General features: G+C 73.3%; 21 protein-coding genes and 1 pseudogene. 12 read left to right on the forward strand and 10 right to left on the reverse strand.

Translation table 11 applies throughout. The annotated features are described in order from the left end of the window. Positions 1-31 precede the first annotated feature (31 nt). The 6 genes and pseudogenes from rhaS (at position 32) to ACIP4X_RS17085 (ending at position 6525) form a co-directional block, all read left to right on the forward strand. A complete protein-coding gene (gene rhaS, locus ACIP4X_RS17060) occupies positions 32-1117 on the forward strand; it encodes a rhamnose ABC transporter substrate-binding protein (protein ID WP_358729791.1) in 1086 nt (361 codons plus the stop codon). A gap of 145 nt (positions 1118-1262) precedes the next feature. Continuing rightward, a complete protein-coding gene (locus ACIP4X_RS17065; RefSeq protein WP_358729790.1) occupies positions 1263-2294 on the forward strand; it encodes a LacI family DNA-binding transcriptional regulator in 1032 nt (343 codons plus the stop codon). A 108-nt stretch (positions 2295-2402) separates the two neighbouring features. Continuing rightward, a complete protein-coding gene (locus ACIP4X_RS17070; RefSeq protein WP_358729789.1) occupies positions 2403-3704 on the forward strand; it encodes an alpha/beta fold hydrolase in 1302 nt (433 codons plus the stop codon). Between the two features lie 82 nt (positions 3705-3786). Further along, a pseudogene (gene sigJ / locus ACIP4X_RS17075) lies at positions 3787-4690 on the forward strand (RNA polymerase sigma factor SigJ). A gap of 147 nt (positions 4691-4837) precedes the next feature. Then, on the forward strand, positions 4838-5686 hold the full coding sequence (locus ACIP4X_RS17080; RefSeq protein WP_391454566.1) for a pentapeptide repeat-containing protein: 849 nt from the start codon (positions 4838-4840) through the stop codon (positions 5684-5686). A gap of 113 nt (positions 5687-5799) precedes the next feature. After that, positions 5800-6525: a DUF2470 domain-containing protein gene (locus tag ACIP4X_RS17085; protein WP_391454565.1), complete on the forward strand. Its 726-nt coding sequence runs from the start codon at positions 5800-5802 to the stop codon at positions 6523-6525. Here the strand turns inward: ACIP4X_RS17085 and ACIP4X_RS17090 are convergent. The 4 genes from ACIP4X_RS17090 to ACIP4X_RS17105 all read right to left on the reverse strand — a co-directional run bounded on the left by ACIP4X_RS17090 (position 6493) and on the right by ACIP4X_RS17105 (position 11016). Continuing rightward, a complete protein-coding gene (locus tag ACIP4X_RS17090; protein WP_358729786.1) occupies positions 6493-7728 on the reverse strand; it encodes a lactonase family protein in 1236 nt (411 codons plus the stop codon). The genes ACIP4X_RS17085 and ACIP4X_RS17090 overlap by 33 nt on opposite strands. 398 nt (positions 7729-8126) lie before the next feature. Beyond that, positions 8127-9164, reverse strand: coding sequence for a hypothetical protein (locus ACIP4X_RS17095; RefSeq protein ID WP_358729785.1), 1038 nt, complete (start codon positions 9162-9164; stop codon positions 8127-8129). Beyond that, a complete protein-coding gene (locus ACIP4X_RS17100; protein ID WP_358729784.1) occupies positions 9161-10468 on the reverse strand; it encodes an FUSC family protein in 1308 nt (435 codons plus the stop codon). The genes ACIP4X_RS17095 and ACIP4X_RS17100 overlap by 4 nt, the downstream gene beginning before the upstream one ends. A 59-nt stretch (positions 10469-10527) precedes the next feature. Beyond that, entirely contained in the window at positions 10528-11016 is a 489-nt protein-coding gene (locus ACIP4X_RS17105) for an FBP domain-containing protein (RefSeq protein ID WP_358729783.1), read from the reverse strand. Positions 11017-11101: 85 nt separating this feature from the next. Here ACIP4X_RS17105 and ACIP4X_RS17110 point away from each other — a divergent pair, with 85 nt between their 5' ends. The 3 genes from ACIP4X_RS17110 to ACIP4X_RS17120 all read left to right on the forward strand — a co-directional run bounded on the left by ACIP4X_RS17110 (position 11102) and on the right by ACIP4X_RS17120 (position 14777). Beyond that, positions 11102-12112, forward strand: a complete 1011-nt coding sequence (locus ACIP4X_RS17110) for an aminoglycoside phosphotransferase family protein (RefSeq protein ID WP_358729782.1) — start codon at positions 11102-11104, stop codon at positions 12110-12112. A gap of 91 nt (positions 12113-12203) precedes the next feature. Beyond that, positions 12204-13490: an ROK family transcriptional regulator gene (locus tag ACIP4X_RS17115; RefSeq protein ID WP_358729781.1), complete on the forward strand. Its 1287-nt coding sequence runs from the start codon at positions 12204-12206 to the stop codon at positions 13488-13490. Positions 13491-13565: 75 nt separating this feature from the next. After that, positions 13566-14777, forward strand: coding sequence for a cysteine desulfurase-like protein (locus ACIP4X_RS17120; RefSeq protein WP_391454564.1), 1212 nt, complete (start codon positions 13566-13568; stop codon positions 14775-14777). A 36-nt stretch (positions 14778-14813) separates the two neighbouring features. On the opposite strand, the gene ACIP4X_RS17125 is transcribed toward ACIP4X_RS17120, so the two are convergent. From ACIP4X_RS17125 to ACIP4X_RS17135, 3 genes are all read right to left on the reverse strand, one after another. Continuing rightward, positions 14814-15623 (reverse strand): SAM-dependent methyltransferase, encoded by an 810-nt coding sequence (locus ACIP4X_RS17125; RefSeq protein WP_358729779.1) that lies wholly within the window; start codon positions 15621-15623, stop codon positions 14814-14816. A gap of 228 nt (positions 15624-15851) precedes the next feature. After that, positions 15852-16097 carry a DUF397 domain-containing protein gene (locus tag ACIP4X_RS17130; RefSeq protein WP_358729778.1) on the reverse strand — a complete coding sequence of 82 codons (246 nt, stop codon included), beginning with the start codon at positions 16095-16097 and terminating at the stop codon, positions 15852-15854. 3 nt (positions 16098-16100) lie between these two features. Further along, the gene (locus ACIP4X_RS17135) at positions 16101-16922 is read right to left on the reverse strand and encodes a Scr1 family TA system antitoxin-like transcriptional regulator (RefSeq protein ID WP_391454733.1); all 822 of its coding nucleotides are present in this window, start codon (positions 16920-16922) and stop codon (positions 16101-16103) included. Between the two features lie 935 nt (positions 16923-17857). Between ACIP4X_RS17135 and ACIP4X_RS17140 the strand changes: the two genes are divergently transcribed. Both ACIP4X_RS17140 and ACIP4X_RS17145 read left to right on the forward strand, forming a co-directional pair. Then, complete coding sequence (locus ACIP4X_RS17140) at positions 17858-18247, forward strand: ATP-binding protein (RefSeq protein WP_358729777.1); 390 nt, start codon at positions 17858-17860, stop codon at positions 18245-18247. A gap of 509 nt (positions 18248-18756) precedes the next feature. Further along, positions 18757-19221: a DUF6624 domain-containing protein gene (locus ACIP4X_RS17145; protein ID WP_358729776.1), complete on the forward strand. Its 465-nt coding sequence runs from the start codon at positions 18757-18759 to the stop codon at positions 19219-19221. A gap of 27 nt (positions 19222-19248) precedes the next feature. Here the strand turns inward: ACIP4X_RS17145 and ACIP4X_RS17150 are convergent, their stop codons facing one another. Then, positions 19249-20277, reverse strand: coding sequence for an SDR family oxidoreductase (locus ACIP4X_RS17150; protein WP_358729775.1), 1029 nt, complete (start codon positions 20275-20277; stop codon positions 19249-19251). 115 nt (positions 20278-20392) lie between these two features. Beyond that, on the reverse strand, positions 20393-21412 hold the full coding sequence (locus ACIP4X_RS17155; RefSeq protein WP_391454562.1) for a PHP domain-containing protein: 1020 nt from the start codon (positions 21410-21412) through the stop codon (positions 20393-20395). Between the two features lie 108 nt (positions 21413-21520). Here ACIP4X_RS17155 and ACIP4X_RS17160 point away from each other — a divergent pair, with 108 nt between their 5' ends. Beyond that, entirely contained in the window at positions 21521-21757 is a 237-nt protein-coding gene (locus ACIP4X_RS17160) for a hypothetical protein (protein ID WP_358729773.1), read from the forward strand. A 36-nt stretch (positions 21758-21793) separates the two neighbouring features. Here ACIP4X_RS17160 and ACIP4X_RS17165 read toward each other — a convergent pair whose 3' ends face one another. Beyond that, on the reverse strand, positions 21794-23050 hold the full coding sequence (locus tag ACIP4X_RS17165) for an RICIN domain-containing protein (protein WP_358729772.1): 1257 nt from the start codon (positions 23048-23050) through the stop codon (positions 21794-21796). Positions 23051-23097 lie beyond the last annotated feature (47 nt).

Here is a 23097-nt window from a genome sequence, read left to right on the forward strand (position 1 = left end):
CCACCCCGCCGCCCCCGTAAAGGACTTCACCATGCGCACGTCGACGATCCGCCGTACCTGCGCGGCCCTCGCCGCCGCGACCTCCCTCACCCTGGCCGCCACCGCCTGCGGCGGCACCACCAAGAACGACGTCGGCAGGGAAAGCGGCGCCACCGCCTCCTCGGCCGGCAAGGCCGACCCGGACGCCCCGACCAAGAAGGGCCTGACCGTCGGCTTCCTGCCCAAGCAGGTCAACAACCCCTACTTCACCTCCGCCGACAACGGCGGCAAGAAGGCCCTGGCGGAACTGGGCGAGAAGTACAAGGAGGTCGGACCGTCCAGCGCCACCGACACCTCCGGCCAGGTCTCCTACGTCAACACACTCACCCAGCAGCAGGTCGACGCGATGGCCGTGTCCGCGCAGGACCCCGGCGCCCTGTGCACCGCGCTGAAGCAGGCCATGAAGAACGGCATCAAGGTCGTCACCTACGACTCCGACACCAAGGCCGAGTGCCGCCACGCCTTCGTCTCCCAGGCGTCCGCCGAGGACCTCGGCCGCACCGAGGTGCAACTGCTCGCGCGGCAGATCGGATTCAAGGGCGAGATCGCGATCCTGTCAGCCGCGCAGACCGCGACGAACCAGAACACCTGGATCGACTACATGAAGCAGGAGCTGAAGGACCCCAAGTACAAGGACGTGAAGCTGGTCAAGGTCGCCTACGGCAACGACGACGCGCAGGCGTCCTTCCAGCAGACCCAGGGCCTGCTCCAGCAGTACCCGGACCTGAAGGGGATCATCTCCCCGACCACCGTCGGCATCAAGGCCGCCGCCCAGTACCTGTCCGGCTCCAAGTACAAGGGCAAGGTGCGGCTGACCGGCCTCGGCACGCCCGACGACATGCGCACGTACGTCAAGAACGGCACCGTCGAGGCCTTCGAGCTGTGGGACCCGGCCAAGCTCGGCGAGCTGGCCGCGTACACCGCGGTCGCCCTCTCCTCCGGGCAGATCACCGGCAAGGAGGGTGAGACCTTCAAGGCCGGCGCCATGGGCGCGTACACCATCGGCGAGGACGGTCTGATCAACCTCGGCAAGCCGACCGTCTTCGACGCCGGGAACATCGACGAGTTCCACTTCTAGAGACTTTCGCAACAGGTCCTGGAGCCGGGGCACCAGTCGCCGAGCGCGCCTCGTCCCCCGCCTGTGACCGGCGCGGACGTGCGGTGCCGTGACGGTAGTGTGAAGGCCCGCCGCCGCCCCTCGCATTCCTGGAGGTTTCCGCTCGATGGCCCCCTCGGTGGGTATCAAGGACGTCGCACGCGCCGCCGGTGTCTCCGTGGGCACGGTCTCCAACGTCATCAACCGTCCCGAGACCGTCGCCACCGAGACCCGGGCCCGCGTGCGGTCCGCGATCGACCGGCTCGGCTACGTCCGCAGCGAGTCCGCGCGCCAGCTGCGGGCCGGCCGCAGCCGGATCATGGGGCTGCTCGTCCTCGACATGGGCAACCCCTTCTTCGTGGACGTCGCCCGGGGCGCCGAGCGGGCGGCCCGCGCGGCCGGGCTCGGCGTGATGGTCTGCAACAGCGCGCAGAGCCCCGGCGAGGAGGCCGAATACCTGTCACTCTTCGCCGAACAACGGGTGCGCGGCGTCCTGCTCACCCCCGCCGACACCACCGGCCGCAACATCGCCGCCCTCCGCCGCCACGGCATCCCCTTCGTCCTGGTCGACCGCGTCGCCGAGGGCGCCACCGAGTGCTCGGTCTCCGTGGACGACGTGGCGGGCGGCGCGCTCGCGGTACGGCACCTGGTCGACGCGGGGCACCGCTCCCTCGCGTACGTCAGCGGCCCGCCGGGCCTGAACCAGGTGCGCGACCGCCGTACCGGCGCTCTGAACGCGCTCGCCGAGGCGGGACTCGGCCCCGACGCGCTGCGCGAGCTGCCCACCGAACGCCTCGACGTGGCCGCCGGACGGGACGCGGGCGCCCGCCTCCTCGGCCTCGCCGACCGGCCCACGGCCGTCTTCTGCGCCAACGACCTGCTCGCCCTCGGCGTGCTCCAGTCCATGTACGCGGCCGGGGTCGGCGTCCCCGGCGACCTCGCCATCGTCGGCTACGACGACATCGAGTTCGCCGCCGCCGCGGCCGTGCCGCTCACCTCGGTCCGCCAGCCCGCCGTCACCATGGGCGCCCTGGCGGCGGAGCTGCTGCTGGAGGAGACCGGGCAGCCGGCGGCACACGAACACCGGCGGGTGGTGCTCCAGCCGGAACTGGTCGTACGCGGCTCCAGCCTCCCCGGGCGCCCACCGGCCGCCCAGTGACGCGCTCACCGCGCGTTCCGCACGAATTCCCGATCCCTGCGGTCGGACGGCGGAGGAACATGTGCTGAACTGGGACGCGGCCGTAAACCCTCCGTCCCGGGAGAACCGTTGACCGTCAGCTACCGCCACCCCGGCGTCGTCCTCACCGACCGCACCTTCACCGTGCCGCTCGACCACGACGACCCCACCGGGGAGACGATCGAGCTCTACGCACGCGAGGCCGTCGCGCGGGACAAGGCCGGGCAGGACCTGCCGTGGCTGATCTACCTCCAGGGCGGTCCCGGCTTCGGGGCGAACCGTTTCATCGGACGTCAGGCCTGGTTCGGCCGGGCTCTGGAGGACTACCGGGTCCTGCTCCTGGACCAGCGCGGCACCGGCCACTCCACGCCCGCCAACCGCCAGACCCTGCCCCTGCGCGGCGACGCCGCCGCACAGGCCGACTACCTCACGCACTTCCGCGCCGACTCGATCGTCCGCGACTGCGAGGCGATCCGCCCCGAGGTGACCGGCGGCGCGCCCTGGACCGTCCTCGGGCAGAGCTTCGGCGGCTTCTGCACCGTGAACTACCTGTCCACGCACCCCGAGGGCCTGGCCGCCGCCCTGATCACCGGCGGCCTGCCCTCGCTCGACGCCCACGCCGACGACGTCTACCGGGCCGCCTACCCGCGTATCGAGCGCAAGGTCGCCGCCCATTACGCCCGCTACCCGCAGGACGTCGACCGCGCCCGCCGCATCGCCGACCACCTGCTCACCCACGACGTGGTGCTCCCGAACGGCTACCGGCTGACCGTCGAGGCCTTCCAGTCGCTCGGCATCATGCTCGGCGGCGGCGACGGCAGCCACCGCCTCCACTTCCTCCTCGAGCACGCCTTCGTGCGCACCCCGGGCGGGCCGGAACTGTCCGACGCCTTCCAGGAGGAGGTCCAGGGCCTGCTGTCGTACGCGGGCCACCCGCTGTACGCCCTGGTCCACGAGGCCATCTACGGCCAGGACGCCCGCCCCACCGCCTGGTCGGCCGAGCGGGTCCGCGCGCGGTTCCCGCAGTTCGACGCCGCCAAGGCCCTCGCGGGCGACGGGCCGGTGCTGTTCACCGGCGAGACCGTGCACCCCTGGATGTTCGACTGCGACCCGGCGCTGCGCCCGCTGCGCGAGACCGCCGAACTGCTCGCCGCCCGCACCGACTGGCGGCCCCTGTACGACCCCGCCCGCCTCGCCGCCAACGAGGTCCCGGTCGCCGCGGCCGTCTACCACGACGACATGTACGTCGACACGGCCCACGCCCTCGCCACCGCCCGCGCGATCGGCGGCCTGCGCACCTGGGTCACCGACGAGTTCGAGCACGACGGCGTCCGGGCGGGCGGTCCCCGCGTCCTGGACCGGCTGCTCGGGCTCGTCCACGGCGACCTCTGACGCCGGGGCACCGGCCGGTCCGGGCCCCTGACCTCAACGCCTGGGATGCCTGGCAGGCGCGGGGGAACGGGGTGGGGGAGAGATGTCCGGCACGGGTGACGAGGAAGTCCTGGCACGGAGCTTCGAGGAGCACCGCCCGCACCTGCGGGCGGTGGCCTACCGCATGCTCGGCTCGGTGCCCGAGGCCGAGGACGCCGTCCAGGAGGCCTGGCTGAGGCTCACCCGCACGGATTCCGGCGCCATCCGCAACCTCGGCGCCTGGCTCACCACCGTGACGGGCCGGGTCTGCCTCGACCTGCTGCGCGCGCGACGCCCGTCGCGAGGAGCCGATCGACGACACCTTCGTCCCGGACCCGGTGGTCCGGCCCCTGACGCCGACCGACCCGGAGCAGGAGGCGGTCCGGGCCGACTCGGTGGGGCTCGCCCTGCTCGTCGTCCTGGAGACGCTGCGGCCCGACGAACGGCTGGCGTTCGTGCTCCACGACCTGTTCGCGGTGCCCTTCGACGACATCGCGCCGGTCGTGGAGCGCGGCGCTGCCGCCACCCGGCAGTTCGTCAGCCGCGCCCGCCGCCGGGTGCGGGGCGCGACCCCGTCCGCCGAGGCGGACCTGACCCGGCAGAAGCAGGTGCTCGACGCCTTCCTCGCGGCCTCGCGCGGCGGCGACTTCGAGGCGCTCGTGGCCGTCCTGCACCCGGACGTGGTGCTGCGGGTCGACGCCGGCGCGCTCGTCCGGGGCGCGGCCGCATCCAAGGTGGTCCGCGGGGCGACGACGGTGGCCGCGCAGGCCCTCACCTTCGCGCAGTACGCGGGAACGGCCCGCCTCGTGCTGGTCAACGGCTCCGTCGGGGTGGCCAACGCCCCCGAGGGCGGGCCGCGTTCGGTCATGGGCGTCGTCGTCGCCGACGGCCGGATCACCCACCTCTACATCCTGGCCGACCCCGAACGGCTCGGGCACCTGGACCTGACCGCCGCCCAGGAGGGCTGAACGGCCCCGGTCCGAAATCCGGTTGCCCGGCGGGCCACGGCCCTGGCAGGGTCGGTCATCTCGACGGCTCCGCCCGGTTCGTGGCGGCCACCGCCGCCCTCCCGCGCTGAAAGGGGCCCCGCGCCGCGGGGCGACAGGCTGAACATCATGCACGATCGGAAAGACACCCGGTACGACCGCGGCGGACTGCGCGGCGACTGCGCACGCTGCTTCGGGCTCTGCTGTGTCGCCCTGCCCTTCGCCGCCTCCGCGGACTTCGCCCTGGACAAGCCCGCGGGACGGCCGTGCCCGAACCTCCGGGACGACCACCGGTGCGGCATCCACACCCGGCTCCGGCAGCGGGGCTTCACCGGGTGCACGGTCTACGACTGCTTCGGCGCGGGCCAGAAGGTCTCACAGGTCGCCTTCGGCGGACGGGACTGGCGCACGGGGCCCGACGAGGACGCCCGGCTGATGTTCGAGGTCTTCCCGGTGATGCGGCAACTGCACGAGCTGCTGTGGTACGTGACCGAGGCGCTCACCCTGGGCGCCGCGAGTCCGGTGCACGGCGAGCTGCGCCGGGCGCTGGAGCGGACCGAACAACTCACCCTTCTGCCGCCCGGCGAGCTCGTCGCGCTGGACGTCGGCGCGCACCGCCAGGAGGTCAACGTCCTGCTGCTGCGCACCAGTGAGCTGGTGCGCGCCGAGGCGCGGCGCGGGAAGGGGAAGCCGAAGGACCGGCGGGGAGCCGACCTGATCGGGGCCCGGCTGAAGGGCGCGGACCTGCGCGGCGCCAGTCTGCGCGGTGCCTGCCTGATCGCCGCCGACCTCACCGGAGCCGATCTGCGGGACGCGGATCTCATAGGCGCCGACCTGCGGAACGCGAATCTGACGGACGCCGATCTGACCGGCGCGTTCTTCCTGACCCAGCCGCAGCTCGAAGCGGCCCGGGGCAGCGCCGCCACCCGGCTGCCCGGATCTCTCTCACGCCCCGCGCACTGGACGGCGGAGAGCTGACTCGGCGCCGCCGCCCGGTGGCGGCCCGCACCTTCGACACCACACTGCCTGGTTGGCACACTCCCGGATCTTCGATAGGTTAGGCAAGCCTTACCTAATGAGGAGGTTGAGGGATGGACGAAAGCCAGACCTGGACGGCGGAGCCCGGAGCGGCACAACGGGCGCGGTCCGTGCTCGCCGCCGCCTGGTCCTGCGCGGTGACCGCGGAGGGCGGACGGGAGGAGTACGTCGGCGTTCACACCGTGGGCGAGGACGGCCGCGTCCTGCTGCACGTGCCGGAGGACAGCACCCTGCACGCCGCCGCCCTCCTCGCGCCGCGCGGCGAGCCGTCCGCCGTCCTGGAGTTCGCCGACGTCGCCCCCGTCCCCGTGCGCAACCGCATCCGCGCCCGGCTCCGGCTCGCCGGCCGGCTCGTCCCCGAGCCGGAGCACCTGGTGTTCCACCCCACGCGTGTCGTGCTGCGGCAGCCGTCCGGAGCGGTCGTCGTCGGCGCCGAGGAGTTCACCGCCGCCGCGCCCGACCCGCTCGCCCTGGCGGAGGCCGGCCTGCTCACCCACCTCGCCGACGCCCACCCCGAGACGGTGGAGCGGCTGACCAGGCTGGTCGAACCCGACAGCCTGCACGGCGCGGTGCGCGTCCGGCCGCTCGCCGTCGACCGGCACGGACTGACCCTGCGCATCGAGCGCGCCCGCACCCACGGCGATGTTCGCCTGCCGTTCCACGCGCCCGCAGACGACCTCACCGCGCTCACCGAACGCATGCACGTCCTGCTGCTCCAGGCGGGCGCCGCCTCCTGCCCGCGCGCCCTACAGCGGCAGCGCGCAGACGGCGACCGGTGAGGGGAACGGCGTACCCGCCAGGCGCAGCGCGCCGTTCGCGCGGTCGACGTGGAAGACGCTGACCGTGTTCGACTTCTGGTTCGCGGCGAACAGCAGCGCGCCGTTCGGAGAGAACGCGATCTGACGCGGGAAGTCGCCCGCGACCGGCGTCGTGCCCAGCAGCTTGAGCAGGGCCCCGCCCGCCGCCACGGCGTAGCGCGCCAAGGTGTTGTGGCCCCGGTTGGCCAGGTAGGCGAACCGGCCGTCGGCCGTGACCAGGACCTGCGAGGGGTAGTTCTTGCCCGCGCCCCCGCCCGTGGACTGCGCCGGGCCGATGGTCAGCCGGCCCGTGGGCCGGTCGTACGCGCATATGGCGAGGGTGTCGTCGACCTCGTTGGCGAGATAGGCGTACCGGCCGTTCGGGTGAAAGGTCAGCTGACGCGGTCCGGCGCCCGGCCGGGTGTGCGCCTGGGAGACCTCGGTGAGGCGGCCCGTGCCGGTGTTCAGACGGTACGTGTAGACGGTGTCGGTGCCGAGGTCCACGGCGAGGACATGGCCGCCGTCGGGGCTGGTGATGACCTGGTGGGCGTGCGGGCCCTGCTGTCCGGGGCCGGGCCTGGGGCTCGTGTGGGTGACCAGGTCGGCGCGCTCGCCGAGCGCGCCCGAGGCGGCTATCGGGTGCACGGCCACGCTGCCGGAGCCGTAGTTGGCGCTGAGCAGCCAGCGCCCGCTCGGGTGCACGGACAGATGGCAGGGCCCCGAACCGCCGGTGCTCCGGGTGCCGAGGACCCGCCGGTCGGCGAGCCGCACCGCGGTCACTCCGCCGTCCTGCCGCTCGTCGACCGCGTACAGCGTGCGGCCGTCGGGATGCACGGCGAGGTACGACGGGTCGGCGACCCCGGCGAGGGTGCCCCGGCCGGCGACGGCGCCCGACACCGGGTCGTACACGGCCAGGCCGATGCCCTTGCCGCCGCCCGGAGCGGAGGTGTAGGTGCCCAGGTACAGGGGGCGGCGCGCGGGCGGCCTCGCCGCCGGCTGCCGATCGCTCGCGGCGGGCTCCGGCGCGCTCACGGGCGTGGTCCCGGACCGGGGTGTCGCGGGCGCCGGGACCGTCAGCACGGCGGCGGCTCCCGTCAGCGCCCCGACGAACTGCCGCCTGCTCCAGCCCTTCCCGGCCCTCCGGCGCCGCCCGAGCGGGGAAGCCCCGCTTGCACCACTGTCCATGCCCGCACCTCGAGGTCGTCGGCTTGTCCGGTCGTGAACTGCCACCTTGACCCCCACCACCACTCCCACGCAAACGGACCCCGCCCCCCGAACACCCACCGCCGCTCGCAGACCCGACGGCAACGCCACCGTCGCCACGACGGCGGCACACAAGGGCGACCCGGCCGGACCGGAGAACGGGGCCTGGCGGCAGCGGTGCGTCGGGTGGGCCGGGCGCGTCCGGAGACCGCCGGGGCCCCGGCCCAGGGTGGTGGCGGCACGGCTGCGCGGCGGTGGCTCTTCGCGGCTGCCGCCGCGCGGGGTGGGCCTGGCCCGCCCGACGACCGTCGGGCGCGCCGGGGCTGCCGGGGCCCCGGTCCGGGGTCGTGGCGGCACGGCTGCGCGGCAGTCCTGTGTGCTTACCAGTCGCCGTCCTCCACCGGCCTGCCCTGTGCGTCCTTGAGGGGGTGTACCTGGTTCGGGGATGGCTCCTGCCAAGGGTCGTGGTCGTCGCCGAGCCAGTCGCCGGACGGGCGTATCGACGACAGCGTGTCGGTGGGGGAGAGGTCCTCGGCGTCCTGGTCGTAGTAGTCGAACCAGGGCAGGCCGGCGCCCGTGTACGCGGCGCGGTCCACGGGCGACGGCGGGGGAGCCTCGCCGGTGATACGGCGCCACTGCGGAGGCGTCACCAGGTGCACGAACACCCGCCCCGCGGGCCGTCCGGACCAGGCGCCCGGCGGCCGGTCGTCCCGGTACACCTCCTGGCGCATGGAGCCGCCGACACCGAGCCCCAAGGCGGGCGCGGCCCGGCGCGGGGCGGCCGGCGCGGCGCCGGGCGCGGGCGCCGCCGCTGCCGCCATGGGAGCGGCACCGCAGATCAGGGTCGACAGCTCGGCCTCCCGCCGCAGCCGCTCCCGCTCCTCCTCCCGCCACCGGGCCAGCTCGGCGTCGTTCAGCGGGAACGACTGCAACTGCACGCCGCCCCACACCTCCTCGCCCGTGACCTGGCCCTCGACGCTCGCCCCCAGACCCAGCGGCACGGCGACGAACTGGCGCACGGTGCCCTTGCCGGAGTTGATGCCGTCCAGCCAGGGCTGGCGGGGCAGCACCACGTAGTTCTGCGGATCGCGGGACAGCCGGTCGCTCCACGGCCGCCCCGACACCGCGCACACCTTGCCCACGCCGACCTGAAGAGCGGCCGGCTCCGTCGTGCCCGCGAAGCTCAGCCACATCGCCTCGCGCAGGTACACCGGCAGCATCACGCCGCCGCGCGCCCGCCACTGCTCCGGCACCGAGTCCGCGTAGTCGGCCACCCGCCGGACCGGGAACTCACCCAGACCCGGCGGCAGCGGATGCGTACCCTTCTCCGGCAGCCGCAGGGTCCGTATGAACCGCACCGCCACTCCGCCCGGCAGCCGCAGCGTGTTCCCGTCGATCCGCACCGTCGATCCGGTCATGCCTGCTCCCCTCCCTCACAGGACCGCGCAGTCGTACGACCGCGCCCCTGACGCAGAGAACGTCCCGCGGCGCCCGCGCGGTTCCGCCGCTGCCGGACCGGCGCGCCCAGCCGGTCCCCGAGCCGGGTCAGCCGCGGGGCGCGCTCGCGCTGGGCGCGGGTGTAACGGTCCAGCTCCTCCAGGAGCCGCCGTGAACGGTGCTCGGTGTCCATCTCGTCGATGATCCTGTCGACCTCGGTGATCACCGCGCCGTACAGCTGCCACTGGCTCGCGTCCCGCTGCACCTCCTCCAGCAGCAGCCGCGCCACCTTGTCGCGCGCGGCGGAGGTCTGCCGAAGCTGCGCGGCCAGCCGGGACTCGGCCTCCTCCGCGCTCACACTGACGTCCGTGGTGACCAGCACCGCGAAGCTGACCACCGCGTCGGCGATCTCGCACAGCAGCTCCTGCACCAGGGCGCCGGTCTGCGGCGAGAACATCGGCTCGGGGGCCCGCTGCTTGGCCAGGTCGGTGAAGGAGCGCGCCAGCACGCGCAGCACGACCGTGCAGATCTCCAGGGTGTCAAGACCGGTGCGCAGCACCACCCGGTGCAGCAGGCCCTCGCGCACCCGCGGATTGAGCCGCAGGCTGTCCTCGGCCTGCCTGAGGGCGGCGTCCACCTCGGAGATGTCGTGGTCCAGACGGCGGGCCTCGTGCAGCTGCTCCGCGGCACGCTCCACGGGCGGATGCCCGGCCGCCTCCTCGCCCATCCTCAGCATCAGCTGCCGTACGCGCCGGGCCAGGCCCTCGATCGACTCTCCGGCCTGTTCGGTCCACAGCGGGGGAGCGAGCAGCAGATTGCAGCCGAGTCCGACTACCGCCCCGATCAGCGTCTCCTCGACCCGCGCCGAGGCGGTACTGCCCACGGCGGTGACGCCGAGGACCAGCATCGCGCTGATCGCCACCTCGGGCACGAACTCGTCCACCCGCACCAGGTGCCCGACCGCCAGCGCCGCCAGGATCACCAGGGCGAGGCTCCACCAGGTCAGCCCCACCAGCAGGGAGAAGGCGATGGCCACGAGCACTCCGGCCACCACCGAGTTCACCCGGCGGATTCCGGTGGTCAGCGTGGAGTAGAGGGTCACCTGGACGACGAGCAGAGCCGTCAGCGGCGCGGTCAGCGGCGCGGGCTCCGGACTCAGCCGCAACGCGATCACATACGCGATCGTCGCCGCGGTCGTGGAACGCAGCGCCTGCACGACCACGGGGTCCCGGTGCCGCTTCATCAGCCGACCCAGGGACGACTTCCAGTCACGTACCTTGCGCATCCCTTGCGCAGTTCCCCGATCGCGCGGGGGTCGAACGTGACCGGGCGGTGCGGTCAGGCTTACAGCTGGTCGAGGAAGGCCGCCAGGTTGGCCGTGGTGCGAGCGATCTGCTGCTCCAGCGTGAGGCTCTCCTCGAAGCGCGCGCCGGAGTCCGGGACCTTCTTTCCGCGCACATACAGCGAGCAGGCGAGGTCGGTGCACATGTACAGACCGACCGAGTTGCCCTCGCGCCCCGCCGCCCCGGCCTTGCGGGCGGTCATCAACGAGACCCCGCCCCCGCGGTGCGTGGTCAGGCACAGCGAACACATGCTGCGGTGCAGAAACCCGCGCTGTGAGGAGGGGAAGCGCAGGGTGACGCCCGTGAGCCGGCCCTCCCGCTCGGTGACCAGATAGCTGCGGTCGGGCGCTCCCGGATCGCGCCAGCCCAGGAAGTCCAGGTCGTCCCAGGGGCGGTCACCGAGGTCACGGGGGACGGACAGGCGCTTGGCCTCGCCCTTGGAGCAGTTCACGAACGAGTCGCGCACATCCTGCTCGGTCAGTGATCTCATGGGGGGCCTCCGGGGGTGACGGCACACGTTGCCTAAGGGGATTAGTTTTGCGGCTAGGGTAAGCAGGAACCGAAAGGGGGGTCCAATGGATTTCGGTGACCCGGACGCGCTGCCGGCGCGGTCCTGGGAGCGGGCCCGGCGCGCGCTGCGGGCCGCGGGCGTCCCGCCGGACCGACTCGCCCGGCTTCGCACGCTCGGCGGCGGCACGTACAACAGCGTCGAGGAACTGTGCCTGGCCGACGGCACCCGGTACGTGCTGAAGATCCCGCCCGCCCCGACCGCGCCCGGCCTGCGCTACGAGAGGGACCTCCTCGTCGGCGAGGCCGAGTTCTGCAACGCGGCGGCACGGGCCCACGTGCCCGCGCCGCGCGTGGTCGCGGAGGGCGAGGACGCGGGCCGGCGCCACCTGCTGATGACCGCTTGCCCGGGCGAGCCCTGGGACGCGTCGGTGACGGACGACGAAGCGGCCGGCCTGCGCGCCGACCTCGGCGGCCACGTGGCCCGGCTCCACCAAGTCACCGGCCCCGGCTTCGGCTACCCCTCCGGCGCGCTCGGCCCGCTCGCCCCCGACTGGCGCACGGCCTTCACCGCCATGTACGCCGCCGTCCTCGACGACGCCCGCCGGCACCGCGCCCCGCTGCCCCGGCCCGCCGACGAGATCGCCCGCACGGCCGAGGCCGCGTACGACGCCCTGGACGAGGTCGCCGTGCCCTGCCTGGTCCACTTCGACCTGTGGCCGGGCAACATCCTGCTCGACCGCTCGGACGCAGGCGTCCGCATCGGCGGCCTGATCGACGGCGAGCGCATGTTCTGGGGCGATCCGGCGGCCGACTTCGTCTCGCTCGCCCTGCTCGGGGACATCCGCGAGGACGAGGCGTTCCTCGCCGGGTACCGCGCGGCCGCCGGCCGGGCCGGGTTCGGCCGGACCGCCCGCCTGCGGCTCGCCCTGTACCGCAGCTACCTCTACCTGATCATGCTCACGGAGACGATTCCGCGCGCCCTGGGGCCGGATCACGAACGCTGGGTGCGTGACCAGGTCGCCCCCGAACTGTCCGCCGCCGTCGACGAGATCGGCCGGCTTACCGTCAACTCTTAATTTATTGCGTGGACTAAGGACCGCCAGAAGTCGCGCCCGGACGGTCCGCGGCGGTATGTTGCAGCTCGGGCACGGTTCGGGAGGGAGCCACATGGCGGGGCGGAACGGGCGCACGGTGCGCGATCTCAGAAGGGGCAACCGTTCGGCCGTACTGCAACGGCTCTACTTCGACGGCCCGCTCAGCCGCTTCGAGCTCGGCCCCGCGACCGGCCTCAGCTCCGGCTCGGTCAGCAACGTCGTCGCCGACCTGGTCGCCGACGGCCTCGTCGAGGAGGCCGGCAGCGTCGACTCCGACGGCGGCCGCCCCCGCACCCTGCTGCGCGTCGCGCCGGGCAGCGGCCACATGATCGGCGTGGACGTCGGCGAGACCCGGGTCCGCGTCGAGCTGTTCGACCTCACCCTCACCGAACTGGCGCGCACCGAACGGCCCCTGGAGTCCCAGGGCTACGACGTCGAGGTGATCACCGGGCACATCCGGGACGGGATCGCCGAGGTCCTGGCTACGGCCGGACTGCCCCCGGAGCGCCTGCTCGGGGTCGGGATCGGCGTCCCGGGCATCGTCGAACCGACCGCCGACCGCGGTGCCGTCGTGCACGGGCAGACCATCGGCTGGGACGCGGTGCCCCTGGAGTCCCTGCTGCGCGCCGGGTCCCGGCTCCCGGACGGCGTGCCGTACTTCATCGACAACGGCGCCAAGACGCTGGGCCAGGCCGAGATGTGGTTCGGCGCCGGTCGTGGCGCCCGCAACGCGGTCGTGGTGCTCTTCGGCTCCGGCGTCGGCGCCTGCCTGGTCACGCCCGAGGTGGAACGCGGCCGGGCCGTGGAGTGGGGACATCTGACGGTACGGGTGCGAGGACGCCGCTGCCGCTGCGGCGCCCTGGGCTGCCTGGAGGCCTACGCCGGCGCGGAGTCCCTGCTCGCCCGCTGGCGCGAGGAGGGCGGGCGGCCGCCGCGCGGCACCGACGAGGAGACCGCGCTCACCGCCCTGCTGGCCGCCGCCTACCCGCCCGAGGGCACCGCGGCCGACCCCGTGGCGCTCGCCGTGCTGGAGGAGACCGCCGAATACCTGGGCGCCGGCTTGTCCGACCTGATCAATCTGTTCCAGCCCGAGCGCATCCTCATCGGTGGCTGGGCCGGCCTCCAGCTCGGCCCCCGCTTCCTGCCCGCCGTACGCCGCCACGCGACCGCCTACGCCCTGCGCCACCCCGCCGAGCGGGTCACCGTCGACCTGGGCAGACTGGGCCCGGACGCGGTCACCGTCGGCGCCGCGATCCTGCCCCTCGCCGACTTCTTCACCCGCGGTGGCCGCCGCGCCGAACCGGCCCCCAAGGACCCGGTCCCGGCCTGGCAGACCGCCCTGGAGGAACGCAGGACGTAGGGGGCTGTCCCTGGGGCGCGGTGCGATGGATCATGGGGGCGCATCCCGCACCAGGAGTGTTCGAAGGAGTCGTCCGTGACGCATGACATCGCCGGTGTCCGCGCGCAGTTTCCCGCCCTGAAGGCCGGGTGGGCTCATTTCGACGGGCCGGGCGGCAGTCAGACACCGCAGCCGGTCATCGACGCCGTCGCCGAGGCGCTGGCCGGTCCGCTGTCCAACCGGGGGCTGACGACGGCGGGCGAGCGCAACGCCGAGGACTGCGTCGCCACCGCCCGGCAGGCCATGGCGGACCTCCTGGGCGCCGAGCCGTCCGGGGTCGTCTTCGGGCGCAGCGCCACCCAGCTGACGTACGACTTCTCGCGCGCCCTGGCCAGGACGTGGGCGCCGGGCGACGAGGTCGTCGTCACCCGGCTCGACCACGACGCCAACATCCGCCCCTGGGTCCAGGCCGCCGAGGCCGTGGGAGCCGTCGTGCGCTGGGCCGACTTCGATCCGGCGACCGGCGAACTGACTGCCCGCCACATCGCCGACCAGCTCTCCGACCGTACCCGGCTGGTCGCGGTCACCGCCGCCTCCAACCTGATCGGCACCCGCCCGGACCTGCCCGCGATCGCCTCCCTGGTCCACGAGCGCGGCGCCCTGCTCTATGTCGACGGCGTGCACTTCACCGCCCATGTCCCGGTCGACCTCGCGGCCCTGGGCGCGGACTTCTTCGCCTGCTCGCCGTACAAGTTCCTCGGCCCGCACCTCGGCGTCGTGGCGAGCCGCCCCGACCTGCTGGAGACCTTGCGCCCGGACAAGCTGCTGCCCTCGTCCGACGCGGTGCCCGAGCGCTTCGAACTCGGCACCCTGCCCTACGAACTGCTGGCCGGCACCCGGGCCGCCGTGGACTTCCTCGCCGGGATGGATCCGTCGGCGCGCGGCACCCGGCGGGAGCGGCTCCTCGCCTCCTTCGCCTCGCTCGAAAGGCACGAGGACGTCCTGCGCCGCCGGATCGAGGAGGAGCTGTCCCGCCTCCCTGGGATCAGCGTGCACTCGCGCGCGGCCGAGCGCACCCCGACCCTGCTGCTGACGATCGAGGGCCGCGGCACCGTCGACGCCTACCGCCACCTGGCGGCACGCTCCGTCGCGGCGCCGTCGGGCGCGTTCTACGCCCTGGAGGCCTCCCGCCGCCTCGGCCTGGGCGACACCGGCGGGCTGCGGATCGGACTGGCCCCGTACAACGACGAGGAGGACGTGGACCGGCTCCTGGAGGAGCTCGCCGACTTCCTGCGCACGGCGCCGTAGGCCAGGGCGCGGCCCGCGAGTTCGGCCTCCCCGGGGTCAGGGCTTGCGGGCCACGCCGCCGTGGATGTCCGTGGGCTCGGGCCGGGTGCCGGGCTCGGGCCGCCACAGCGGGCAGGAGACGATGCCGGGCTCGACCAGCTCGAGTCCCTCGTAGTAGGCGACCAGTTGCTCCGGGCTGCGCAGCACGTACGGGACGGCGCCGGTGTCGTCGTAGCCCTGCTGGGCCTCCTTGAGCGCCTGGTCGGTGTCGGTGCTGTCGTAGTGCACGAAGCAGCTGCCGGAGGGCAGGGCGGCCTGGAGGCGGCGGACGATCGACTTGGCCTCCTCGTAGTCCTGGACGTGGCCGAGGATGCCCATCAGCATGAGGGCGACCGGCTGGTCGAGGTCGAGGATCTTGCCCGCCCGCTCGATGATCGTCTCGGGGTCGTGCAGGTCCGCGTCGATGTACTCGGTCAGGCCCTCGGGGGTGCTGGTGAGCAGGGCCTGGGCGTGGCGCAGCACCAGCGGGTCGTTGTCGACGTAGACGATGCGCGACTCGGGGGCGATGCGCTGGGCGACCTGGTGGGTGTTGTCGTAGGTCGGCAGCCCGGTGCCGATGTCGAGGAACTGGCGGATGCCGAGGTCGCCGGCCACGTAGGTCACGGCGCGGATCAGGTACTGGCGGGAGGCGCGGGCCATGGTCTCGATGGTCGGCGCGTGCTCGCGGTAGGCGTCGCCCGCGATCCGGTCGACCTCGTAGTTGTCCTTGCCGCCCATCCAGTAGTTCCAGATGCGGGCCGAGTGCGGCACCGTGGTGTCGATCTTGGACAGCGCGTCCTGGTCCGGGGTGAGCTCGCCGTCTGCCATGGGGGGTCTCCTGCCGTGCGTGCCGCGATCGGTGTCCGACTTCAACTTAGCGTCAACGTCCGTGTGCGTGGCCCGAGTTCAGCAGGCTGGCGAGGGTGGAAAGGGGGCGGGCGTGGGGGCCGCCACCGCTCCGGACCGGGACCTTTCGGTCCCGGCCCGGGTTCGCTCATCGGGTCCGGTTCCGGTTCGGGTCCGCTCGTCGGGTCCGGTTCCGGTTCGGGTCCCGGCTCAGTCCACCAGGAAGTCCGCCTGGCCCGCCTTGACCCCCCGGAGGAACGCGATCATCTCGTCCCGGCTGTAGAGCAGCGCGGGCCCCTCGGGGTCGGTGGACTGGCGCAGGGCCACCGTGCCGTCGGGCAGGCGCTTGGCCTCGACGCAGGAGCCGCCGTTGGTGCCGCTCCAGGGCTTGTGCCAGCCCGCGGCGCCCAGGTCGCCGGCCGGCATGCCGCTGTGGAGGGGAGTGTCGGATGCCATGTGTCACAACTCCTCAAGCAGTTCGCCCAGGATGTCCCTGGTGCGTGTGACCGGTTCCGCGTGCACGGACATCCGGTCCAGGACTTCGAGATAGGTCACGACGTCCTCCGGCCGGTCGTAGTAGACCGAGCCCGCGAGGTTCTCGGTGTAGACGACGTCGGGCAGTTCGGAGAAGCCGAAGCGGAAGTGGTGGAAGGGGCCGAAGGCGCCCGGGTGGGCCCCCACCGAGTAGGGCATGACCTGGACGCTGACCTTCGGCATCCGGAGCACCTCGACCATGCGGTCGAGCTGGGCCCGCATCACCTCGGAACCGCCGACGGGCCGGCGCAGCACGGTCTCGTCGAGGATGGCCCACACGGCCGGGCCGTCCGGCTTGGCGAGCAGGTCCTGACGTCTCAGGCGCAGGTCGACACGGCGGGCGATCTCCTCCTTCGACTCGTTGGGGAAGCCGACCCGCATAAGCGCGGTGGCGTACTCGCGGGTCTGCAACAGGCCCGGCACGTAATGGGGTTCGTAGAGGCGGATGACGCTGGCCTCGCTCTCCAGGCTCACGTACGCCTTGAACCACTCCGGCAGCACGTCGCGGTACTTGTACCACCAGCCGGGCCGGTTGGCCTCGCGGGCCAGGGTGACGAAGTCGTCGATCTCCCGTGCGGGGACGCCGTAGGTGCGCAGCAGCTCCCTGACGTACGGGATGCGCAGGCCGACCTCGGCCTTCTCTATCCGGCGGACCGTCAAGGGCGTGACTTCGATGGCCCGTGCCGCGTCCTCGAAGGAGACCCCGGCCTGATCCCGCAGGTGCCGCAGACGCTTGCCGAGGACCATCCGCAGGACGGTGGGCGCGCTTCCGCCTGAGCGGTTCTCCCTCACGTCCTACCTCCCGAACCGCCTTCGTCGCGTGCAGTGTGGCATGTCGTCGACGACGCAGACAGGGGGTTGGCGAACGTTCTGAAATTATCAGAACGCAGGTTGCGGGCCGTGTGTGTCCGACACCATAGTGACAGGGAGAGCTGTGGTGCAGCGGGCCTTCGAGGCGCCCAACTGTGCTGATTCTCAACAGAATTGACATTCCGACAGCTGCGGATGCCCGGCCCCGCACGGGCATGCGACGCGAGACCTGGATGGCCACCGTGACCGACGGACAGTCGAGGAGCCCGGACACCCCCGGACCGGCCCGGGGTGCCCGGACGAACGCGGCCGTCCACACGCAGGACGCCACCTCCGCATCGACGACGCCCTCCGACACCCGCAGCCCCACCCCAACGAACACCACACACCGCCCGCCGGTTTCGGCGGACACCGCACACCGCCCGGCTGCCCCCGCGTCGCCGGAGGCCGGACACCGCCTGGCCGCTTCCGCGTCGGCGGATGCCGGCCACCGGTCGGCTGCTTCTGCATCGGCGGACGCCCAGCACCGTCCGGCTGCTTCCGCGTCGGCGGACTCCCAGCACTGCCTGGCCACTTCCGCGTCGGCGGATGCCGCGCACCACCTGGCCGCTCCGGCGTCGGCAGACGCCAGCCGCCGGTCGGTCGCTCCCGCGTCAGCGGACGTTCGGCACCGTCCGGCTGCTTCTGCGTCGGCAGACGTCGGGCACCGCCTGGTTGCTTCCGCGTCGGCGGATCCTCGGCACCGTCCGGGTGCTCCTGCGTCGGCGGATGCCGCGCACCGTTCGGCCGCTCCGGCACCGGCGGATGTCGTGCACCGGCCGGTCGCCCCTGCCGGGGGCGGCTCGGACGACTCCTTTCGTATTCGCTCCACCGTGCCCGCCGACCCCTCCTGGGCGGCGGCCGTACGGCGCCTGGTCGCCGGGCAACTCGCCCGGCTGCCGCTGACGGCCGATCAGCGCGACGGGGCGGTGCTCGCCACGGACGAACTGTTCGCCAACGCGGTCAAGCACGCGCGCACCGAACCGGACGACACGGTCACCGTGACCGTCGAGGGCAGCGCCCACGCCCTGCGCGTGACCGTGGCGGACTCCTCGCCGGTGCTGCCCCGCCCACGACCGGCCGACGCGACCGCGGAGTCGGGGCGCGGACTCGCCATCGTGGCCGCCCTGGCCGACGACTGGGGCATGTCCCCGCCCGAACCGGGCCGCCCCGGCAAGAGAGTCTGGTTCACCCTCCGCCACCGAGGAAGCCCGTCCCCATGACGGCCACCCCGGACCACTCCGTGGGCACGCCCACGACACCCCGCGAACCGACCGGGAGCCCCGCGACCCCGGCAGCCCCCGCGATCCCGGGCGGCCGCACATCAGAACGGGCTGAGGTAACGCCGCCGCTCCAGCAGGACGCAATACCGCCGGGCAGGCGAGGTGCGCCGACGTCGGGTGCGCAGGACACGGTGCCGTCAGTGGGGCGAGGCGCGGCGGGCTCGGGATTGACCAGCGTCCAGGAAGCGGTGCCGCTGGTTGGGCGAGGCACGGTGCCGTCGGACGGGCACGGTGTGCTGCCGCCGGGCGGGCCGGGTGCGGGGCCCTCGGTCGGGCTCGACGCGATGCCGCCGGCCGGGCGAACGGCAGTGCCCGTGGGCGGGCGGGGTGCGGTGCCGTCGGGCAGGCAGGCCCCGGTGCCGTTGGGTGGGCAGGACGGGCAGCCGGGCGGTGGTCAAGATGCTTGGCCGGCGGGCGGGGAGGTCGGCTCTCTTGTCGCGGACGAGCTTGTGTGCAGGGCCGAGGCCGATCGCGAGGTGACGCGGGAGGCGGGGGCCGTGCCCACCGCCGAGCGGCGGCGGAAGGTGGCGGCGTGCCGGCGGGACAACGCCGGGGCACTCGCGGTGATCGTGCGGCGGCATGGCTGGCCCACCGTGGAGGCCGTGGGCGCGGCCGCCTCGACGGCCGCCCTGATGATCCTGCTGCACGCCCCCGACCTGGACTTCCGGCTGCGCTGCCGGGACCTGATCGCGCAGGCCACCGCCGACGGCCGCTGCCCCGCCGTGCACCTGGCCTACATCGCCGACGACTGCGCCGTGGAACTGGGCGAGCCGCAGTTCTACGGCACGCGGATCAACCCCGCCACCCTCCGCCCGTACCCCGTGCGCCGCCCGCAGACCCTCGACGAGCGCCGCCGGGACGTCGGACTCGGCCCGCTGGAGGAGCAGATGCGGGCCCTGCGGGCGCACGGCTGACACCCCCGGGGCCGGCCCGCCCGCGGCTCACCCCACCTTGCGGCCCCGCAGCGGCTCCGTGTCCTCGCCCTCGCCCCGCTGCAATCCCTGGAGGAATTCCTGGAGGACCTCGGTCGCCGTACGCTCCGGCCGCCAGCCGAGCTCGACGTGCGCCCGGGTGCAGTCCATCAGGGGCAGGTGGAGGACTGCGTCGAACAACTGGGGCGAGGCGGGCAGCAGCCGCAGCCCCCACGCGGCGGCGATCGCCGACCGGGCTGCGGTACGCGGCAGCCGTACGGGCCGGGAGCCGAGCAGCTCACCCAGCACCCGCGCGTCCAGTGGCGGCTCGGCGGCCAGATTGAACGCTCCCCGCACCTCTTGCGTGAGCGCCAGCCGGTAGGCCCGGGCGGCGTCGTCCGTGTGCAGCGCCTGCACCCGCAGGCCCGGCACGTCCGGCAGGAACGGCATCAGCTCGGGCCGGGCCAGCTGCCCCGGCAGGAACCGCCCTGCGAAGATCCGCCGCTGCTCGCTCGCCGACTCCCGCTTGAACAGGAAGGCCGGCCGCATCCGGACCACCCGCACATCCGGATGGTCCCGCTCGAAGGTGTCCAGGGCCCGTTCCAGATACGCCTTCTCCCGACAGTACGCGGCGTCCGGCCACCCGTGGGTCGGCCACGACTCGTCCACCGCGTGGTCCTTCGGCCCCGGCGAGTACGCGCCGACCGACGAGGCGTGCACCAGGACCGGCACCCGCGCGGCCGCCACCGCCTCGAAGACCCGCATGCTGCCCAGCACGTTGGTGCGCCAGGTGGCCGCCGGATCGTGCGTGGGCTGGAAGGCCCAGGCCAGATGGATCACCGCGTCGGCGCCCGCGAACTCCCCGGCCAGCCCGGACTGCTCGAAGGACACGTCCACCGCCGACCACTGCGTCTTCGGCGGCGACCACTGCGGGATCCGGCGCGCCAGTCCGCGAATGGACCCGATCTGCGGATCCTCGGACAGGACGCGTACGACACTCGTGCCGACATTGCCGGTGGCGCCCGTGACGACGACCCGGCTGCCCGAAGCGCTGCTCACCTTCGGCTCCTCTCGGCGGCGGCTGACACTGCGGACCACCGGGTACCCGGTCCCGCCCGGCCGACGCGGACCGCCAGGACCCGGACCGTCCGGACCCCGGACCGCCCGGCACGCCTCACGGTGTCCGGCGCTCGCGGGCCCAGTCCAGCAGCCGCTCCCCGGTCCACGTGGTCACCACGCGCTCCGGCGGCACCCCGCACTCCTCGGCCCGCGCGCACCCGTGGATCTGCCAGTCCAGCTGGCCGGGCGCGTGGGCGTCGGTGTCGATGGAGAACAGCACACCGGCCTCGACGGCCCGGCGCAGCAGCCGCCGCGGCGGATCGAGCCGCTCCGGGCGGCAGTTGATCTCCACGGCCGTGCCGGTCTCGGCGCACGCGGCGAACACCGCGTCCGCGTCGAACTCCGACTCCGGACGCCCCCGCCCGGTCAGCAACCGCCCGGTGCAGTGGCCGAGGACGTCGGAGTTCGGATCGCGTACGGCGGCCACCATGCGGCGGGTCATCGACCGGGCATCCATCCGCAGTCTGGAGTGCACCGACACCACCACGACGTCCAGCCGTTCCAGCAGCCCGGGGTCCTGGTCGAGCGAGCCGTCGTCGAGGATGTCGCACTCGATGCCGGTCAGCAGCCGGAACGGCGCCCAGGTCCGGTTCAGCTCCGCGACCACGTCCAGCTGCTCGCGGAGCCGCTCGGCGGACAGCCCGCGGGCCACCGTCAGCCGTGGCGAGTGGTCCGTCAGCACCGCCCACTCGTGCCCGAGGCGCGCGGCGGTCCGGCCCATCTCCTCGATCGGGCTGCCGCCGTCGGACCAGTCGGAATGCAGATGGCAGTCACCGCGCAGCAACGCCCGCAGCCGTTCGCCGCCCCGAGTGAGCGGTTCGCCGGCCTCGTCCTCCAGTGTGCGCAGATAACCGGGCACCTGCCCGCTCAGCGCCTCCCGCACCACCTGGGCGGTCTTCGGGCCGACGCCCTTGAGCGACTCGAGCGTCCCGGCCGCGGCCCGCTCGGCCACCTCCTGCCCGGGCAGCCCGGACAGCACCCGGGAGGCGGTGCGGAAGGCGCGCACACGGTAGGTCGGCGCCAGGGACCGCTCCAGCAGGAAGGCGATCCGGTCCAGTGCCTCGACAGGGTCCATCGCCACCTCCCACTCCCAGGGTTCCCCGGTGCCGCCGGGACCGCATCACGCGGTGGCCCGACGGCACCGGAAAGCCCGCCCCGCGGTCGGCGTTCTAGGCTGGATGACATGACCGAAGTCGCTACGCCCTACATATCGCGGCCGCGGATCCTCGTGCTCGGCGTGCAGCCGGGCAGTCCGCCCTTCCGGATCGTGGAGATCGACGGTGAGGTGGTCGGCGAGGCGAAGACCGTCATCGACGTGCTGACTGCCGCCGCCGCCTTCGGTATCAACATCCACGACCTCGACGATCCGGACGTGATCCGCTGGGTCGGCGGCGACAAGTTCACCTGGACCGTGCACTAGACGCGCGCGTCGGCCGCCGGTGCCGGTCCTCGGGGCTCAGCCCACCGTCCACTTCTGGTTGGCGCCGCCCGTGCAGGTCCAGATCTGCAGCCGGGTGCCGTTGGCGGAATTGTTCCCGGTGACATCCAGACACTTGTTCGCCTGCGGGTTGACGATGTCGTGCGCCGAGGAGACGACCCACTTCTGGTTCGCGCCGCCGCCGCAGTCCCAGAGCTGGACCGTGGAGCCGTCCGCGGTGCCGCGGTCCGTGACGTCCAGGCACTTGCCGAGCGCGCGCAGGGTGCCGTCCGAGCCGAGCGTCCACTGCTGGGCGGGGGTGCCGTTGCAGTCGTAGAGCTGTACGGGCGTGCCGTTGGCGGAGTTCGCCGCGGCCACGTCCACGCACTTGCCGGCCAGCCCCCGGATCGCGACGCCGCCAGCCGTGTCACTGGTGGTCACCGAGACCGAGTCGACCACGAGCTGCTGTGGGAAGGAGGTGGAGCCGTCCGGGTCGCCCGGCCAGTAGCCGCCCACGGCCAGGTTCAGGATCAGGAAGAAGGGCTTGTTGAACACCCACGTCCTGCCGCCCAGGTCGGCGGGCGTGCGCCGCTGGTAGACGTTGCCGTCCACGGACCAGGTGATCGAGTCCGGCGCCCAGTCGACGGCGAAGGTGTGGAAGGCGTCCGCGAAGGACTGTCCGTTCGGCAGGGTGTAGCCCGCGCCGATGCCGCCGGAGCCGGAGTAGCCGGGGCCGTGGATCGTGCCGTGGACGGTGGACGGCTCGAAACCGACGTTCTCCATGATGTCGATCTCGCCGGAGTCCGGCCAGTTGACCGGCGTCCCGAGCATCCAGAACGCGGGCCACATGCCCTGACCCCGCGGGATCTTCATCCGGGCCTCCACGTGCCCGTACTGCGCGGAGAACTTCCCGGAGGTGTTCAGCCGGGCGGAGGTGTACTGGCACGTGCCGTACCAGCACTGGTAGTTGGAGGGGTTCTCCCGGCGCGCGGTGATGACCAGGTGGCCCTGGCCGTCGAGGGCCGCGTTCTTGTTGCCCGACGTGTAGTACTGGCGCTCGTGGTTGTTGACGTTGTCGCCGGTCTCGATCTGCCACTTGGAGGAGTCGACGGCCGCGCCGGCGGGACCGTCGAAGTTGTCGGAGAACGTGACGGCCGCGGCCGCCTTCGGGGTGGCCGCCGTGGGGGTGGCGGCCTTCGGGGAGTCGGCCTGTGCCGGGCCGATGGCGGCGGAACCGGCCAGGACGGCGGACAGGGCGGCGAAGAGACATCTGCGGAGCAGGCGTGGACGGGCCACGGCTCTCCCTTCCGTGCGGCAGCCCGGGCCCGGGCCGCCGACCGTTG

Source organism: Streptomyces sp. NPDC088817 (genome assembly GCF_044750345.1).
Taxonomy (GTDB): Bacteria; Actinomycetota; Actinomycetes; order Streptomycetales; family Streptomycetaceae; genus Streptomyces.